Consider the following 17779-nt stretch of genomic DNA (forward strand, 5'->3'; position numbering starts at 1 on the left):
CCCGTACGACGGTCCCGTCGCCCCGCCCCGGACTCCGGTCCGCAGCGGGTCGGCGGGACTTCGCGTGTGCGGTCCGGGCGGCCTCGGAGCAAAAGAGTTCTGTGTATCCCCTTCACTCGTGGTTATTCCTGTCACCGGCAACATTTTTGAGCAGCTGGAGACTTTCCTCGCACGCTTTGTTCAGTCCCTGCCTTCTGGGTTAGCCTGCGGCGTATTTTCTTAACGGGACGACCCGTGATCTGCGGGAATTCCACGGACGGGCGGGGGGCCGTCCGTGGGCCCGGCGTGGTTCCGAGTTCCGTGACACGGAACTCCAGGGGAGCGGAACGAGGGTGGCCATGACCAGGGCAGCGAGCGGGACGTCCGTACGGACACCGGGTGAGCAGGAGTTGCGCCAACTGCTGGCCGGCCTCACCGCCGTGCGCGACGGCGACTTCGGCACCCGGCTCCCCGACGAGACCGGCGGCCTGCTGGGTGACATCGCCACCGTGTTCAACGGCATGGTCGACCAGCTGTCGGTGTTCACCTCCGAGGTGACCCGGGTGGCGCGCGAGGTGGGCACGGAGGGGACCCTCGGCGGCCAGGCGGAGGTGCCGGGCGTGTCCGGTACCTGGGCGGATCTCACCGACTCGGTCAACGCCATGGCGGGCAACCTCACCACGCAGGTCCGCGACATCGCGCAGGTGGCCACGGCGGTCGCCAAGGGTGATCTCTCGCAGAAGATCGACGTGCCCGCCCGCGGCGAGATCCTCCAGCTGAAGGAGACCGTCAACACGATGGTCGACCAGCTGTCCGCGTTCGCCGACGAGGTCACCCGCGTCGCCCGCGAGGTCGGCACCGACGGACGCCTCGGCGGCCAGGCCCAGGTTCCCGGCGTCGGCGGCGTCTGGCGCGATCTCACCGACTCCGTGAACTTCATGGCGGGCAACCTCACCGCCCAGGTCCGCAACGTCGCTCAGGTGACGACCGCAGTGGCCCAGGGCGATCTCTCCCAGAAGATCACCGTGGACGCCCGCGGCGAGATCCTCGAACTGAAGAACACCATCAACACGATGGTCGACCAGCTGTCCGCGTTCGCCGACGAGGTCACCCGCGTCGCCCGCGAGGTCGGCACCGACGGACGCCTCGGCGGCCAGGCCGACGTCAAGGGCGTCAAGGGCACCTGGCGCGATCTCACCGACTCCGTCAACTTCATGGCGGGCAACCTCACCGCCCAGGTCCGCTCGATCGCGCAGGTGGCCACCGCCGTCGCCAAGGGCGACCTCTCCCAGAAGATCACCGTGGACGCCCGCGGCGAGATCCTCGAACTCAAGGAGACCATCAACACGATGGTCGAGCAGCTCTCGGCGTTCGCCGACGAGGTCACCCGCGTCGCCCGCGAGGTCGGTACGGCGGGCAACCTGGGCGGACAGGCCACGGTGCGGGGCGTCTCCGGCACGTGGAAGGACCTCACCGACAACGTCAACGTCATGGCGTCGAACCTGACCGGTCAGGTCCGCTCCATCGCGCAGGTGGCCACCGCCGTGGCCCGGGGCGACCTGTCGCAGAAGATCACCGTGGAGGCGAAGGGCGAGGTCGCAGCCCTGGCCGACGTCATCAACACGATGGTCGACACGCTGTCCGCGTTCGCCGACGAGGTGACCCGGGTCGCCCGCGAGGTCGGCACCGAGGGACGCCTCGGAGGCCAGGCGCACGTGCCCAACGTGGCGGGCACCTGGAAGGACCTCACCGACAACGTCAACTCGATGGCCAACAACCTCACCGGACAGGTGCGCAACATCGCCCTGGTGACGACGGCGGTGGCCAAGGGCGACCTGTCCAAGAAGATCGACGTCGACGCCCGCGGCGAGATCCTCGAACTCAAGACGACCATCAACACCATGGTCGACCAGCTCTCCGCCTTCGCCGCGGAGGTCACCCGCGTGGCCCGCGAGGTCGGCAGCGAGGGCAGGCTCGGCGGTCAGGCCGAGGTGGAGGGCGTCTCGGGCACGTGGAAGCGGCTGACCGAGAACGTGAACGAACTCGCCGGCAACCTCACGCGACAGGTCCGCGCCATCGCCGAGGTCACCAGCGCCGTGGCCGAGGGCGACCTCACCCGGTCCATCACCGTGGAGGCCTCGGGCGAGGTCGCCGACCTGAAGGACAACATCAACTCCATGGTCGAGTCGCTGCGGGAGACCACGCGCGCCAACCAGGAGCAGGACTGGCTCAAGACGAACCTGGCCCGTATCTCCGGCCTGATGCAGGGCTACCGCGACCTGGACGTGGTCGCCGACCTCATCATGGACGAGCTCACCCCGCTGGTCACCGCGCAGTACGGCGCCTTCTACCTCGCCGAGGAGACCGCGAAGGGTACGGAGCTGCGGCTGGTCGGGTCGTACGGCTATCCCGACGAGGCCGGGCGTCCCACCCGCATCCCGCTGGGCCGCTCGCTCGTCGGGCAGGCCGCGCGCAGCCGCCGTGCCATCACGGTGGACGAGGTGCCGCCGGGCTACGTCACCATCTCCTCGGGGCTCGGACAGACGGCGCCGACGGCTCTGGTGGTGCTCCCCATCGTCGTCGAGGAACAGGTGCTCGGCGTCATCGAGCTCGCCTCGGTCACCCGCTTCAAGCAGGGGCACCGGACCTTCCTGGAACAGCTGATGGAGACCATCGGCGTCAACGTCAGCACCATCGTGGCCAACGCCCGCACCGATGAGCTGCTGGGCGAGTCGCAGCGGCTGACCGCCGAACTCCAGGCACGCTCGGAGGAGTTGCAGGTCCAGCAGGACGAACTCCAGCGCTCCAACGCCGAGCTGGAGGACAAGGCCTCACTGCTCGCGACCCAGAACCGCGACATCGAGGCGAAGAACCTCCAGATCGAACAGGCCCGGCAGGAACTCGAAGCACGGGCCCAGCAGTTGTCGCTGGCGTCCAAGTACAAGTCCGAGTTCCTCGCCAACATGAGCCACGAACTGCGGACCCCGCTCAACAGCCTGCTCATCCTCGCCCAGCTGCTGGCGCAGAACCCCTCGCGCAATCTCACGCCGAAGCAGGTCGAGTACGCCGGCATCATCCACTCCGCGGGCTCGGACCTGCTCCAGTTGATCAACGACATCCTCGATCTGTCGAAGGTCGAGGCAGGCAAGATGGACGTCACCCCCGAGCGGGTCCCGCTGCGCCAGCTCCTGGAGTACGTCGAGGCCACCTTCCGCCCGATGACCTCGCAGAAGAGCCTGGAGTTCACGGTCAGCACCGCTCCCGGAGCCCCGGTCGACCTCCTCACCGACGACTCCCGGCTGCGCCAGGTGCTGCGCAACCTGCTGTCGAACGCGGTGAAGTTCACCGAGCGGGGACGCGTCGAGCTGCGGATCGAACCGGCGGCCGACCAGGAGATCCCCACGGGCGTACGGCGTGGCGGCACGGTCGCGGCCTTCCGGGTCAAGGACACCGGCATCGGCATCCCCGAACAGCAGCTGGAGACGATCTTCGGCGCGTTCCAGCAGGCCGACGGCACGACGAGCCGCAAGTACGGCGGGACCGGTCTGGGGCTGTCCATCACCCGGGAGATCGCCCACCTGCTCGGCGGAGCCGTCACCGTCGACAGCACCCCGGGGCAGGGCAGTACGTTCACGCTCTTCCTGCCGGTCGCCCGGCCCGACTTCGAGGCGCTGCTCGCGGGCGGCCGCACATCCGACTCGGCGTCGGACGAGGGTGCCACGGCACTCACCCGGCCGCGGCACGCCGTCACCGGTTCGATCAGCCTTCCCCGCCAGCGACGGCGACGGCTGCTGGTCGTCGAAGAGCGGCCACGGGGCCTGCTGACGCTCGTGGCCGAGAGCGCGGTCGGGGATGTCGCCCGCAGCCGTGACGAGGGCGACGCGCGGGAGAGCGTCGACGTCATCACGGTCGTGGGGGCGCAGGAGGCCGCGAGCGCGCTGGCCGCGGAACCATGGCACTGCGTCGTCCTCGAACTCGGCATGCCGGAAGGGGAGACGGCCCGGTTCCTCGAAGCGGTGGAGGGCGACTCGGCCCTGGCTACCGTTCCGGTCCTCGTCCACAACGGCAGCCGTGTCGACCTCGCGCAGGAACAGGCGCTGCAGTCCCGCTCGGGAGCCCGGTCCCTGGAGTTCCTGTCCAGCCTGGACGAGTTGCGCGAGCGCATCGCGCTTCACCTGTCCGCCGAGCAGCCGGGCGACGTGGTCCCGCTGGTCCGCGCCGAGGAGGCGAGGAGCCGGCCCGCGCAGCCGATCGACGACGCCTTCCGGGGCCGTACGGTCCTCGTCGTCGACGACGACGCCCGCAACCTCTTCGCGCTCAGCGGGATTCTGGAGCTGCACGGATTCCAGGTGCTGCACGCGGAGAACGGCAGGAAGGGCATCGAGACTCTGCTGAGCCGGCCCGAGGTCGCGCTGATCCTGATGGACGTGATGATGCCCGAGATGGACGGGTACACCGCGACCGCCGAGATCCGCAAGATTCCCCGGTACGCCGACCTTCCGATCATCGCGGTGACGGCGAAGGCCATGCCCGGCGACCGGGAGAAGAGCCTGCTGTCGGGTGCCAGCGACCATGTCACCAAGCCGGTCGACACCGACGACCTCATCGCCTGCGTCCGACGCTGGCTGGGGGAATGAACATGGTACTCGGCACCCACCACTACGGCCGGTCGGCGGGACGCCCGTCGCTGCTGCCCCTCCCCCGCGCTCCCCGGGGTCCCCGCCGAGGAGCGACCGCACCGTGAACACTCCTGAGACGACCGACGCGAACGTCGCCGATTCCGGGGACGCCGTCGCGGACGGCGAACAGGCCTGCGATCCCCCGGGCGCGGCCCGGACGTCCCCGGTGGGACGGCTTGCGGCCACGGTCGAACGGCTGCGCCGCGAGGTTCGGGCCGCCCAGGTGGAGGCCGACGGACGGGCCCTGATCGAGCTGGCCAAGGGCATCCTGGTCGAGCGGCTGGGCTGCGGGCCCGCGCAAGCCGCCCGCCAGCTGGCCGAGTTGGCCGAACAGGCCAAGGTACCGCCCCTCCAGCTCGCGGTGGAGATCATCAACCAGGCGGCGCACGACCGGCTTTCGGAGGTGACCAGCACCTTCCTCGCCGTCACGGCGGAGCGCACCCCCGAGAAGGAGGCCGGCGCCCCCGCGGTGCGGCTGCGGGCGGCCGAGAGCGGCGCGTTGGCGGCCAACGACAGCCAGGCGGTGGCCGATTCCCTGCTCCAGCACGCGCTGACCCCGCTCGGGGCCGTCGCCGTCGCCATCTGGGCGGCGGACGCCGACGGTTCGCTCTCCCTGGCGGGCAGCGCCGGATTCTCGGCGGCCGAGGCCAGGCGCTGGCGTTACGTACCGCCGGGCGTGGCGACGATGGCCCGCCGCGCCCTGTCCGAACGTACGGCGCAGTGGGCGGACTCGCTGGCGAACACCGGGCTGCCGTCGATCGGGCACGCGGACCATCCGCAGGGCGGAAGGGTCGCGGTACCGGCCGGATCCGGGGGCCGTATCCACGGCGTCCTGGAGATCGCCTGGCCGTCCGTCCTGGAACCTCAGCCCCCGCAGGTACTGCGCCAGGTCGAGGCGCTGGCGGAGCTGTGCTCGCACACGCTGGAGACCCACACACTGCCGAACGACGGCCACGACGTGCGGGCGACGACCGACGTCTCCGAACTGATCGACCTGGTCGACGGGTTGCACGATCCGGCTCTCGTCCTGGTGCCCCATCTCGACGACCAGGGACGGCTCGCGGACTTCCGCATCCGTCATGTGAACGGACGCTTCCTCGATCCGGCCGGCAGGCCGCGTGGCACCGTCCACGGGGCGCTGCTGCTGGAGGCCTATCCGATGGTCGCCGGGGACAGCGACCTCTTCCGGTGCATCGAGCGGGTCTACGCCACCGGGGAACCGTTCCGGGCACGGCGCATGGATCTCACGGCGCTGGTCGACCAGGTGCCGCTGCCGGCCGTCGCCGACATCAACGTCAGCCGGCACGGCGGAACCGTGCTGCTCATCTGGCGTATAGAGGACGAGACGGCGCGGCTGGCGAGTCTGCTCCAGCACGCCCAGCGGCTCGGCAGGATCGGCGGTTTCGAGGAGAACCTGCTGACCGGCGAGATCATCTGGAACGAGACGCTCTTCGATCTGTACGGCCGCCCGCCCTCGGGCGCTCCCGTGCCGCTGGAGGAACTGCCCGCGTACGCCCATCCGGACGACGCGGTCACGATCGGCCGCTTCCTGCGCACGGTCCTGCACCATCGCCGCCCGGGCACGGCCGCGTTCCGGCTGCAGCGTCCCGACGGCGTCACCCGGCACATCCGCATGGTGGCCGAGCCGGTGCTCGACGCCGACGACCAGCTGTTCGTGGTGCGCGGGGCCTACCAGGACATCTCGGCGCAGCACTGGACCGAGGTCGCGCTGGCCGTCACCCGTGACCAGCTGGCGCACACCGAACAGCAGGCGCACGAACGCAACCGGCTGACCCTTCAGCTGCAGCACGCGATCATGCCGCCGACCCAGGCGCCGTTGCGGGCTCCGGGTCTCGACGTGGCGGTGCGCTACCGGCCGGCGGAGACCGAACAGCTCGTCGGAGGCGACTGGTACGACGCCGTCGTCCTGCCCTCCGGCCTGGTCCTGCTGTGCGTCGGGGACGTGGCCGGTCACGGGATCGAGGCGGCGACCAGCATGGTGGTACTGCGCAACGCGCTGCGCGGACTCGCCGTGACGGGTGCCGGGCCGGGCCAGTTGCTGTCGTGGCTCAACATCGTGGCGCACCATCTGACCGGCGGGGTCACCGCCACCGCGGTCTGCGGGGTCTACGATCCGCGCCGCCGGGTTCTGCGGTGGGCCAGGGCCGGTCATCTGCCGCCGGTTCTGGTCCGGGACGCGGACGCCAACCCGCTTCCGCTCCTCAAGGGCATCCTGCTCGGCGCCGTCCCCGAGGCGACGTTCGAGGAGGACGAGGTGCAACTGGCCGTCCACGACACGCTGTTGATGTACACGGACGGTCTGATCGAACGGCGTGACCGCTCGGTCGAGGTGTCGCTGCGCCAACTGCTCAACGCCGCTCGTACGACGTCCAGAACGCTGGACCATCAGCTCGACCGGCTCCTGACGTACAGCAGGTCCGACACCGACGACGACACCTGCATCGTGGGCATCCAGGTCCAGTAGGACGAGACGGGACGGGACGAACAGGGTCCGGCCGCGAGACGCACGAATGCGGCCCCGCCGACAGCCGGGGGGAGTGACTGCCTGCGGGGCCGTGCAGCCCGGGTTCGCCAGGGGGGTGGCTTCCTCGAGCTGTCTCAGGATGCTGCTGCCCCGGTCCCGGCGATGCATGCACACGGGTTTCCGGCCGGGATTCCCCTCGTATGGCCGAGCAGTCGGCTCAGAAGCGCTCACGCAGGGCACTCAGCAGCGGCTCCAAAGAAGCCGTGACGGTCTGTGGGGGAACCCCGGCCTCGTGCAGAAGCCTCGCTCTGGAGGGGTTGCGGGCGTATCCGAGGAAGCGGACACCGGCCCGGTGTGCCGCCGCGTGGTCCGAGGGAGTACCGCCGATCATCAGCGAGGCTTCCGGCACCGCCCCCATCTCGTTCAGGGCTCGTTCCAGGATCGCCGGATGCGGCTTGAGCGGGCTCAGGTCCGGCATGCGGCCGTACACGTGCGGAGCGAAGCAGGGCGTGAGCCGCCGCGAATCCAGGTACGAGGTGACGGTCCGGACCGAGTTGTCCGTCGCCACGGCGAGCTTCGCCCCGACCGCCGTCCACGTGCGGATCAGCGGATCCGCGTAGGCCGTGGGCATCGCTGTGCGAGCCGCCGTCAGTTCGAACCGGGTGAGACGCTCTTCGAGTTCGGCCACCAGCTCACTGCCGGGATGGCGTCGGGCCACCGCCGTCAGCATGCCGTACGGGTCCCTGTGGCCGCGCCCTTCCTCGGTGAGCACCGCGTACAGGCCCCGTTCCGTCAGCCACTCCGCCTGGACCCGCGCGACGGCCTCCGCCGAGTGTCCGGGGAACAGCCGGCAGATCGGGCCGTCGAAGCCGAAGAGGACATACCGCGTCCGCGCGACCAGTTCCCGAACGTTCTCGATCCGACTCGTCACCACCTTGGTCTGTCCAGTCCCGGCAGTCACCAATCGAGCGAGTGTCGGCCATTCGGCGCCCATTGCTCGGGCTTCGGCACCGCACCGCACCGCACCGCACCGCACCGCACCGCACCGGGACAGACTTGGCCGGCCGGGCGTCAATGGGCCATGTCCGCGAGGTGCGGTACCACCCGGGTCAGCCGCAGGACGCCCCAGAGGACCACCCCGGCCCCGACCAGCTCGGGGAGCAGCCACCAGCCGGTGCGGATCGTCTCGTCGAAGAGGGTGACGCCGAGCAGCAGGCTCAGTGTCGCGTCACCGATGGTCAGCGCGGGCTGCGAGGCGGCCAAGGGGCCCGCCTGCAGGGCGTTCTCCAGCAGCAGGACAGCGACGACTCCGGTCACGACGAACCCGTAGGTCTGCCACACGCTCAGGAAGTCGACGAACCCGTCTTCGTCGAGCGTGCCCACGGCCGACTTCAGGAGCGCGGCGGTCAGCGCGTTGCTGATGGCCGACGCCGATCCCAGCACGGCGGCGCGGAACAGCGGCGGACGGCCGGGACGGGCGACCACGACCGCGACGGCCACAGTCCCCAGACACAGGATCAGTACCGGGATCCAGCGTTCCATGGAGGCGTCGGACGTTGCTCCGGAGGGAGCGGCCGCGAGGAGGACGAGCCCGAGACCTGCCACCACAGCGGCGACGGCCCACCATCCCGCGCGGGGCAGACGGCGGTGCAGCAACGGGATGGCGATCATCAGAGCGAAGGGCAGCTCCAGGATGAACAGGGGCTGCACCAGGGACAGCGGTCCGTTCGCCAGTGCGAGGGCCTGGAAGAGCGCGGCCCCGGTCACCCCGGCGATGCCGATGAGCCACGGGGGCTGCCGGGCCAGTTGGAGGATGAACCGCAGTCCGCCGCCTTCGGCGACGCGGGAGGCCGCCTTGCGCTGGAATGCCGTGCCCATCGCATTGCTGGCGGCCCCGAGGAGAGCGAACAGCACGGCCAGTCCTGTCACCCCTCCACCATGCCCCGGGACGGCGGGCCGGGCCTCCCCGGACTCGCCGACCGGAGGACGCGGTGCCGGGGCCCGGCCCGCCGTGGAGAGCCCGGCCGGATCTCGGCCGGATCCCTTGCGGAGCGGACGGCTGCCCGGGATAGGGTCGGCGCCAGTGCTTGGGAAGCAGGCACGCACCGCGTGATGTCCGCGGGCCGCGCCCTCGCGCGCCCCGGCCGTGCGGCGGCGGCCTGCCCTGCCTCCCCTGGGCGTTCGGGCTGCCGATGGAGACCGACGCCGTCAGTGAGGATGCCGTACACCATGAGTCAGGAGCCACAGCTCCCGCCCGCCGCCGACAGCCGCGTCCCCGAGCCGGACGCGGACTCCGCCGGCCTCCACCGCGAGATCGTCCGGCTGCGGGAGCAGAACGCAGGCCTGCAGGAGCGTCTGCACGCGCATCCGGCGATCTCCCTCGCCCAGGGCGTGCTGATGGAGCGCTACCGGCTGCCCGCGCCCGAGGTGTCCTTCACCCTGCTGCGCGAGGCGTCGCAGCGTTTCAACATCAAACTGCACACGCTGGCGGACGCGGTCGTACGGACCCCGCACCGCCCCGAGGGACCGGCCCGCGCCGCGGAACGCACCCGGACGCCCCCTCCCCCGCTGCCCGGCCTGCGGATCGCCGGGGCCGATCGCACCCACCAGGGCGAGGTGCTGAGCGCCACCCTGCACCGGGTCATGGACATCACCCAGACCGGTATGGGCAACGTCCAGCTCGCCGAGGGAGGGCGGCTGCGGATGGTGCGGCACGCGGGTCTGGAGCGCGAGTTCACGAGCTTCTTCGCGTTCGTCGACTCGCCCACCACGTCGTGCGCCCAGGCCGCCGAGGACCGCCGGCAGGTCACCGTCCGCGACGTGGCGACCGCCGATGTCTTCGACGAGGGCTCACGGCACGTCATTCTGCTGGCGGGCAGCCGGGCCTGCCACAGCGTGCCCCTGGTCAACCGGGCCGGTGTGCCGATCGGTATGGCCTCCTCCCACCACGAGCGGCCGCTGCCCGGGTTCACCCGCGCCCAGCTCCACGCCCTGGAGGCCACCGGCCTGATGGTGGGCCGCTGGCTCTCCTGGCACCGGCACACCGTCGTACTCGACGCACTGGCCCATCTGCACACGGCGGCGACCGAGGAGCGCTGAGCGCCCGGACTCCGCCGTGTCCACGATGCCTGCCGTGTCTCCCGTGTCCGGCGCGTCCGGCGGGAACGTGTCCAGGACCGGGCGTCGTGCCGGCTTCAGTCGACGGTGACGACCACGGAGTGCCGGCCGTCGGCGCCGTCGGGAACGGTCCGGGTGCGCTTCTCGGTCTGTACGTGACCGGTGCGGTCGGTGGCCCGGACCGTAAGGGTGTGGCCACCGCGGGTGGCCCGCCAGGGGAAGGACCACTGCCGCCAGGTGTCGACGGTGTCCTCGGCCGCCAGGTCGGCCTCCTGCCACCGCCCGTCGTCGACCCGCACCTCGACCTTGCCGATCCCGCGGTGCTGGGCCCAGGCGACCCCGGCGACCATGACGGTGCCCGCCCTGGGCCGCGCGAACGGCTTGGGCGTGTCGATGCGGGACTGGGTCTTGATCGGCGCCCTGCGCGCCCACTTCCGCTTCACCCAGTACGGGTCGTAGGCGTCGAAGGTGGTCAGCTCGATGTCCTTGATCCACTTGCACGCGGACACATAGCCGTACAGACCCGGTACGAGCATCCGCACCGGAAAGCCGTGCTCGAACGGGAGCGGCCGCCCGTTCATCCCCACGGCCAGCAGAGCGTCACGGCCGTCCATCACGTCGTCCACCGGGCTGCCGATCGTCATCCCGTCGACAGAGCGCGCCACCAGCTGATCGGCCGGTCCGCCCCTGGACGGCGGTCTCACCCCGCACTCGGCGAGCAGGTCGGCCAGCCGCACTCCGATCCAGCGGGCGTTGCCCACGTAGGGGCCGCCGACCTCGTTGGAGACGCATGTGAGCGTGATGTCCCGCTCGATCAGCTCGCGCCGCAGCAGTTCGTCGAAGGTCAGGGTCATCGGGCGGGTCACGCCCTCGCCGTGGATCCCCAGCCGCCAGGCGGTGGCGTCCACCTTGGGAACCACCAGGGCGGTGTCCACCCGGTAGAAGTCGGCGTTCGCCGTCACGAACGGGCTGACGCCGGGCACGCGGACCTGCGCCCCCCTGGGAATCGGCGCGGCCGGGGACGCCACGACGGGCAGCACCAGGTCGGCACGGGAGGCGACCGCGTTCCGACCACGGGAGCCGTTGAGTGACCTGCCCAGTGCGCCGGCCCCGGCCGATGCCGCGGCGGCCGCGGTGGCGGCCGCGATGAAACCTCGCCGGTCCCAGCGGGACTCCCTCGGCGTGGTGGCCGGGGCGGCAGGCCCGGCGGCCGTCACGGGAGCGTCCCCGACCGGCCCGGAATCCGGCACGGAAGTCGGCATGGCATCCTGCGCGGAAGTCGGCACGGCACCCGGCAGTACATCCGGCGCGGAGGGTGCGGACCGGGCCGTGACGAGCCGGCCGGTGAGGACGTGGAGGACCACCGCGCCGCACAGGGCTCCGGCCACCGACGGCAGGGCGTCGGTGACGCTCGTGGAATCGGGACGGTTGATCGCGGCGGCGCCCCCGATCACGCCGAACAGGAGCACTCCCAGCGCTCCCGTGCGACGACGGTGCACCGCGAGCACGCCGAGCACACAGGCGAACAGCGCGAGGACGCCCAGGATCCCGAGCTGGAGAACGAGCTTGTCGTTCGTGCCGAAATGACGAATCGCCCAGTCCTTCACCGCGGGCGGTGTGCGGTCGATCGCGGCGCCCCCGACCGCTACGACCGGGCCCGCTTCGGGTCGTACGAACGCGGACACCAGCTGGGCGACGGCGAGTGCGGTGATCCCGGCGAGCACCCCGCTCAGGGCGCCGAGCGCGTTCCGTACCCAGGCCGCCGGTGAAGGCACGTTGTTCTGTCCTGTCGTCACGGTCGGAATCCGGATCCGGGGCTCCGGCGGATTGGCCGCTCACCCGATCCGATGAAGTCCGGCCTCGAGCCGATCCGCGCAGCGCTCGACGGGCGGACCCGGCCCGCGCCGATCGGCCCGCCCGCCGCCGCGGCCGGGACGACGGTGTATTGGATCTCCGCCGACGGGGCAGCCGCCCTGCGGAGCCCCGTCACCTCATCCCCGTGGTGGCGGGGCTCTCCGCGCGGCCGACCGGAATGCGCCGCGGCACGGAATGAGGGAGCGTGGTGGCTGAAGGAGGAGTGCCATGGCCACGAAGGCCGCGCCCGGTCAGCGGGACGACCACCGGGGATGGCTGCGCGGCTCGCCCCCTCCGCGCTGGGTACGGCTGCTTCCGCCGGTCCTCCTGATAGGGGTCTGCGTCAGTGAGCTCGTGAGCAGTCACTCGCTGGACATCGGCTTCCTGCTCGGCGCCATCCCCTCCCTGGCCGTCCTCTCCTACGGGCCCATGGCGACGGCGGCCTTCGGCGCGGTCGTCGTGTTCCTGCTGACCATCCCCAGCCTGCAGCTCAACCATCCGGGCAACGCGGACCTCCTCACCATCAGCTTCATCGCCGTGCTCAGCGTGTTCGTGGCCCTCGTCCGCAGCCGCCGGGACGCGCATCTGGTCACCGTGCGGTCGGTGGCGGAGGCCGCCCAGCTCGCGGTTCTGCCACCGCTGCCCGACCGTGTCGGGTTTGTCAGCTGCGTGGGGCTGTACCGGGCCGCCCAGGGGGAGACGCTGGTCGGCGGCGACTTCTTCGACGTACGCGACGGTCCCTTCGGGGTCCGGGCCGTGATGGGCGACGTACAGGGACACGGACTGTCGGCCGTGGGGACGGTCGCCTCGCTTCTCGGGGCGTTCCGGGAAACGGTGCTGGACCAGCGCGATCTGGAGGCGGCGGCCGCGCGGCTCGATCGCAGGCTGGTGGTGGACTCCGCGGGGGTCGATCACGCCGAGTTGTTCGCCACCGCGCTGCTCCTGGAGTTCCCGCCCGGCACCGATACGGTGCGGCTGGTGTCCTGCGGGCACCCCTACCCGCTGTTGTTGCGCGGTACGAAGGCCCTCGAACTCGACACCGAGCCGGGGGCCCCACTGGGGCTGGGGTTCTTCGAACTGTCCCCACCGCGGGGCCGCACCGTCGACCTGGAGCCCGGCGACCGGCTGTTCCTGGCCTCGGACGGTGTGAGTGAGAGCCGGGATCAGGCCGGCGCCTTCTACCCGTTGCCGGATCGGCTGGCCGCGTTCGCCGAGGAGCCCTCGGACGCGCTCGTCGACCGCGTATGGCAGGACCTCGTCGAGTTCTGCCCCTCGATCCGCGACGACGTCTCCATCCTGGTCCTGACGCCACGGCTCCGAAGCGAGGAGAACGCCGCCGACGGCGAGATCGGCTGACGGCTTGAGACGGTGGCGGGTCCGTACCCCGCCCCCGCCCCGCCCCGTCAGGTCGCCGCGATGTCCAGCGCCGCGATGTACCCGAAGGTCATCGCGGGACCGATCGTCGACCCCGCTCCGGCGTAGCTGTGGCCCATGACGGCCGCGCTGGCGTTGCCCGCCGCGTACAGGCCGGGGATCACCGTGCCGTCCGGGCGCAGGACGCGTGCGCGAGCGTCGGTGCGCAGACCCCCCTTGGTGCCGAGGTCGCCCGGGACGATCCTGAAGGCGTGGAACGGCGGGAGCCACAGGGGGGCGAGACAGGAGTCGGGGAGGATCGCGGGGTCCGTGTAGTAGTGGTCGTAGACGCTGTCGCCGCGGTGGAAGTCCGTGTCCGTGCCGCTCAGGGCCAGGCTGTTGAAGCGGCTGACGGTGGTGCGCAGGGCGGCCGCGGGGACGCCGATCCGGCCGGCGAGGTCGTCCAGGGTCCACGCCTTGTACGCGGCGCCGGAGGTGTACCAGGAGTCGGGGAACGTGAACGTCGGCGCAATGTCCTTGAACAGGTAGCGGTTGCGGTAGTTCTGGTCGACGACCAGCCATGCCGGGATGTCCGGAGCACTCGGGTTGCGGTCGTACATGGTGTGCACGACGTCGCTGTAGGGCCCGGCCTCGTTGACGAAGCGCGCTCCGGCGGCGTTGACCAGCAGGCCGCCGGGCAGCGTGCGTTCGGCGAGGCAGAAGTAGGGCTGGCCGGGCAGCGGAATGGCCGGACCCCACCACGCGTCGTCCATCAGGTCCAGCGCCGCCCCCACGCGTCGGCCCGCCTGGATGCCGTCGCCGGTGTTCTCCTTGGCGCCCACCGTCCAGGCGGTCCCGATGGGCTGCCGCTGGAACTCGGCGCGCATGGCCGCGTTGTGCTCGAAGCCGCCGGACCCGACGATGACCCCGCGCCGGGCCCTGACCAGGCCGGACGTGCCGTTCTGAGTGACCACCGCGCCGGTGACGGCGCCGCCTTCCACGAACAGGTCGGACAGCGGGGTGTTCAGCCACACCGGGACCTGGGCGGTGAGCAGGCCCGCGCGCAGCCCGGCCGCGAGCGACTGGCCCATGGTCAGCGGCTTCTGGCCGAGCAGCGCCGCGTTGGTGCCCCGGGTCAGGCACTCGGTGGCGACGGCCGCGCCCTTCGCGCTCACCGCTGCGAGGGTGAGCCATTTGTAGTCGGCGCTGAAGACGACCATGCCGGCCGGGACCGCCATGTACGCCGGGTTCAGGTGGGCGAGTTCGGCTCCGAGGATGGTGCCGTCGAGCTGGTCGGGCTCCATGGAGCGGCCGCCCGGGAGACCGCCGGGAAGCTCGGGGTAGTAGTCGCTGTATCCCTCCATCCAGCGGAAGCGCAGCGGGCTGTTGGCCATGACGAAGGAGATCATGGCCGGTCCGTTGCCGAGGAAGGCCTGGCGTCGGTCGGCGGAGACGTCCGGGCCGACCACGGCGGCGAGGTAGGCGGCGGCCTTCGCCGGGGTGTCGGGGACCCCGGCGGCGAGGATCACCGGATTGTTGGGGATCCAGATGCCCGCGCCGGAGCGTGCCGCCGAGCCTCCGAAGGTGGCCGCCTTCTCCAGGACGACACAGCTCAGTCCGTGTTTCGCGGCGGTCAGCGCCGCGGTCATCCCGGCGGCTCCCGAGCCGACCACGACGACGTCGTACGTACCGAGCGGGAGCAGGTCGGCCGCCTCGGCGGTTCCGGTTCCGACCGCGGCTCCGGCGACACCGGCCGCGAGCGCGAGTGAGGCGCCCGTGGCCGCGCCGAGCACCCGGCGCCGTGACGGGCCGGGTGCCGAGAAGGAGTCGGTACGTCTGGCGGGGTCCGCGTTCGGGGACATGGCAGGGCGCTCCAGCAGGGCGAGGGAATGGGAGGCGTTCCGTGCTCCGGGAGCCGACAGGCCCCCGCCGTACCGGTTCTGATGCAGCGTCAGGAAATGTCGCGCGAGGGTCTTGTGAAGTCAAGGGCAAGCGGATCAGACCTCGCCGATCACCCCAAGATCGGACAGAAGTTACCAACCGGTATGTAGTGACTTAACAAGCCAGTAACAGTAGAACCTGTTCCCACTCATCGAGAGTGAGGAGTGTCACATGGGTGACATCAACCAGCACAACGAGGATTCCAGGGGTGTCTCGCGCCGACGATTCATTGCTGGAACAGGTTCTATTCTTGGAGCGGTGACCCTCGCCGGCCGCGCCGTCGCGGCCCCGGCTCGGATCGCGACGGCGGCCTCGTCGATCCCTTCCGGAGCACACGTCCCGGTCCTGGTGATCGGCACCGGATACGGCGGTTCCGTCGCCGCCCTGCGTCTCGCCCAGGCGGGCGTCGACGTGCAGATGGTCGAGATGGGCATGGCCTGGGACACACCGGGCTCGGACGGCAAGATCTTCGCCAACACGACCAGCCCGGACCAGCGTTCGTACTGGCTGCGCACCAGGACCAAGCAGCCCCTCAGCAACTTCCTCGGCTTCCCCATCGACAAGGACATCCCCCGCTACACGGGGATCCTGGACGCCGAGGAGATGGGCCAGATCATCGTGTACCAGGGCCGCGGCGTCGGCGGCGGATCGCTGGTCAACGGAGGCATGGCGGTCACCCCCAAACGGGAGAACTTCGGCGCCATCCTCCCGTCGGTGAACGCCGACGAGATGTACGCGACCTACTATCCGCGCGCCAACGCCGCGCTCGGCGTCGGTCTCATCGACCCGGCGTGGTTCGACACCACCGACTGCTACCAGTACGCACGGGTCGGCCGTAAGCAGGCCCAGCGTTCCGGCTTCCCGTTCGTCTTCGTGCCCGACGTGTACGACTGGGACTACATGAAACAGGAGGCGGCCGGCACGGCCACCAAGTCGGCACTCGCCGGGGAGATCCTCTACGGCAACAACTACGGCAAGAAGTCCCTGCAGAAGACCTATCTCGCCCAGGCCGCGGCCACCGGCAAGGTCACCATCTCACCGCTGCACAAGGTCACTTCGGTCGCACCCGCGGCCGGCGGGGGCTACACGGTCCTGATCGACCAGCTCAACACCAACGGCGACGCCACGGCCTCCAAGACGGTGACCGCGGACCGGGTGTTCTTCGCGGCCGGAAGCGTCGGAACCAGCAAGCTCCTGGTCAAGCTGAAGGCAACCGGCGCGCTGCCCGGCCTCAACGGCGAGATCGGCCAGGGCTGGGGCGACAACGGCAACGTCATGTGCGGCCGGGCCAACCATCTGTGGGATCCCACGGGCGCGCTCCAGGCAAGCATCCCCTGCGGCGGCATCGACAACTGGACCGCGGGCGGCGCGTTCGCCGAGGTGGCGCCGCTGCCCACCGGCATCGAGACCTACGCGTCGTTCTACCTGTCCATCACGAAGAACCCGAACCGCGCCCAGTTCTCCTGGAACGCCGCCACCGGCACCGTCGACCTCAACTGGCAGACCGCCTGGAAGCAGCCCGGCATCGACATGGCCAAGTCGATCTTCGACAAGATCAACGCGAAGGAGGGGACGATCTACCGGACCGATCTGTTCGGCGTGTACAAGATCTGGGGCGACCACCTCACGTACCACCCGCTCGGTGGCGCCGTGCTCAACAAGGCCACCGACAACTACGGCCGTCTGCGCGGCTATTCGGGCCTGTACGTCATCGACGGCGCGCTGATTCCCGGCAACACCAGCGTCAATCCGTTCGTCACCATCACGGCCCTCGCCGAGCGGAACATCGAGAACATCATCGCCGTCGACCTCTAGCGAGTCCGGGCCGCCCGTGCGGCCCGGATCCGCTCAGTGGGCCGCGTACGCCGTGCGGCCCGGATCCGCTCAGTGGGTCGGCAGCACGCACACGGCGTCCAGGCCCAGCACATGGTTGAGCCGGCCGAACGCCAGCCACGAGCCGATGCTCATGGTCAGCTCCACGATCTCCCGCTGGCTGTACAGCGCGGTCATCCGCGTCCAGAACTCCTCGTCAAGACCGTGGTGATCCAGGGCGTACCGCTCGGCGTACTCGGCGGCCAGCCGCGCGCGGTCGTCGAAGACGTCGGTGGTACGCCACTGGGTCACCGCGTCCGCGAACTCCTCCTCGACCTTCCGGCCGTCCCGCTCCGTACGCCAGTCGAGGCAGAACAGGCACCCGTTGATCTGCGCGATGCGCAGGCGCGCGGCCTCGAACTCGCGCAGGCCCAGCGTCGTGTGCTCGTACACCGACAGGGAGAAGTTCGCGGCGGCCATGCCGATGCCTGGCACCATCTCGCCCCACACGTATCCGATCGGTTCCTGTCCCTCGGGAATGTCGATGTGCAGGGTCATG

10 protein-coding genes are annotated in these 17779 nt (G+C 70.7%); 5 read left to right on the top strand and 5 right to left on the bottom strand.

Features of this window, described 5'->3' with window-relative positions; all coding sequences use genetic code 11:
- Window positions 1-338 precede the first annotated feature (338 nt).
- Both N4G66_RS19605 and N4G66_RS19610 read left to right on the top strand, forming a co-directional pair.
- Window positions 339-4616 (top strand): HAMP domain-containing protein, encoded by a 4278-nt coding sequence (locus tag N4G66_RS19605; protein ID WP_261705430.1) that lies wholly within the window; start codon window positions 339-341, stop codon window positions 4614-4616.
- A complete protein-coding gene (locus N4G66_RS19610; RefSeq protein ID WP_391858836.1) occupies window positions 4552-7143 on the top strand; it encodes a SpoIIE family protein phosphatase in 2592 nt (863 codons plus the stop codon). Before N4G66_RS19605 ends, N4G66_RS19610 begins: the two co-directional genes overlap by 65 nt.
- 217 nt (window positions 7144-7360) lie before the next feature.
- On the opposite strand, the gene N4G66_RS19615 is transcribed toward N4G66_RS19610, so the two are convergent.
- Both N4G66_RS19615 and N4G66_RS19620 read right to left on the bottom strand, forming a co-directional pair.
- Window positions 7361-8104, bottom strand: a complete 744-nt coding sequence (locus tag N4G66_RS19615; RefSeq protein ID WP_261705432.1) for an HAD family hydrolase — start codon at window positions 8102-8104, stop codon at window positions 7361-7363.
- Window positions 8105-8214: 110 nt separating this feature from the next.
- Window positions 8215-9072, bottom strand: a complete 858-nt coding sequence (locus N4G66_RS19620; RefSeq protein ID WP_261705433.1) for a DMT family transporter — start codon at window positions 9070-9072, stop codon at window positions 8215-8217.
- A gap of 300 nt (window positions 9073-9372) precedes the next feature.
- Between N4G66_RS19620 and N4G66_RS19625 the strand changes: the two genes are divergently transcribed.
- Window positions 9373-10242: a GAF and ANTAR domain-containing protein gene (locus N4G66_RS19625; protein ID WP_261705434.1), complete on the top strand. Its 870-nt coding sequence runs from the start codon at window positions 9373-9375 to the stop codon at window positions 10240-10242.
- A 95-nt stretch (window positions 10243-10337) separates the two neighbouring features.
- Here N4G66_RS19625 and N4G66_RS19630 read toward each other — a convergent pair whose 3' ends face one another.
- Complete coding sequence (locus N4G66_RS19630; protein ID WP_261705435.1) at window positions 10338-12056, bottom strand: molybdopterin-dependent oxidoreductase; 1719 nt, start codon at window positions 12054-12056, stop codon at window positions 10338-10340.
- A gap of 286 nt (window positions 12057-12342) precedes the next feature.
- Here N4G66_RS19630 and N4G66_RS19635 point away from each other — a divergent pair, with 286 nt between their 5' ends.
- Window positions 12343-13470, top strand: a complete 1128-nt coding sequence (locus N4G66_RS19635) for a PP2C family protein-serine/threonine phosphatase (RefSeq protein ID WP_261705436.1) — start codon at window positions 12343-12345, stop codon at window positions 13468-13470.
- Window positions 13471-13517: 47 nt separating this feature from the next.
- Here the strand turns inward: N4G66_RS19635 and kstD are convergent, their stop codons facing one another.
- Entirely contained in the window at window positions 13518-15329 is a 1812-nt protein-coding gene (kstD, locus tag N4G66_RS19640) for a 3-oxosteroid 1-dehydrogenase (RefSeq protein WP_261705437.1), read from the bottom strand.
- Window positions 15330-15579: 250 nt separating this feature from the next.
- Between kstD and N4G66_RS19645 the strand changes: the two genes are divergently transcribed.
- Window positions 15580-17223 (top strand): GMC oxidoreductase, encoded by a 1644-nt coding sequence (locus N4G66_RS19645; RefSeq protein WP_261705438.1) that lies wholly within the window; start codon window positions 15580-15582, stop codon window positions 17221-17223.
- 69 nt (window positions 17224-17292) lie between these two features.
- On the opposite strand, the gene N4G66_RS19650 is transcribed toward N4G66_RS19645, so the two are convergent.
- On the bottom strand, window positions 17293-17772 hold the full coding sequence (locus tag N4G66_RS19650) for a carboxymuconolactone decarboxylase family protein (RefSeq protein WP_261705521.1): 480 nt from the start codon (window positions 17770-17772) through the stop codon (window positions 17293-17295).
- Between the last annotated feature and the right edge of the window lie 7 nt (window positions 17773-17779).

Source organism: Streptomyces rhizosphaerihabitans (assembly GCF_025399795.1).
Taxonomy (GTDB): Bacteria; Actinomycetota; Actinomycetes; order Streptomycetales; family Streptomycetaceae; genus Streptomyces; species Streptomyces rhizosphaerihabitans.

Excerpts from the sequence above, each read along its gene's own strand:
- N4G66_RS19605 (WP_261705430.1), top strand. The coding sequence starts at position 339 with ATGACCAGGGCAGCGAGCGGGACGTCCGTACGGACACCGGGTGAGCAG.
- N4G66_RS19610 (WP_391858836.1), top strand. The coding sequence starts at position 4,552 with ATGTCACCAAGCCGGTCGACACCGACGACCTCATCGCCTGCGTCCGAC.
- N4G66_RS19625 (WP_261705434.1), top strand. The coding sequence starts at position 9,373 with ATGAGTCAGGAGCCACAGCTCCCGCCCGCCGCCGACAGCCGCGTCCCC.
- N4G66_RS19635 (WP_261705436.1), top strand. The coding sequence starts at position 12,343 with ATGGCCACGAAGGCCGCGCCCGGTCAGCGGGACGACCACCGGGGATGG.
- kstD (WP_261705437.1), bottom strand. The coding sequence starts at position 15,329 with ATGTCCCCGAACGCGGACCCCGCCAGACGTACCGACTCCTTCTCGGCA.
- N4G66_RS19645 (WP_261705438.1), top strand. The coding sequence starts at position 15,580 with ATGGGTGACATCAACCAGCACAACGAGGATTCCAGGGGTGTCTCGCGC.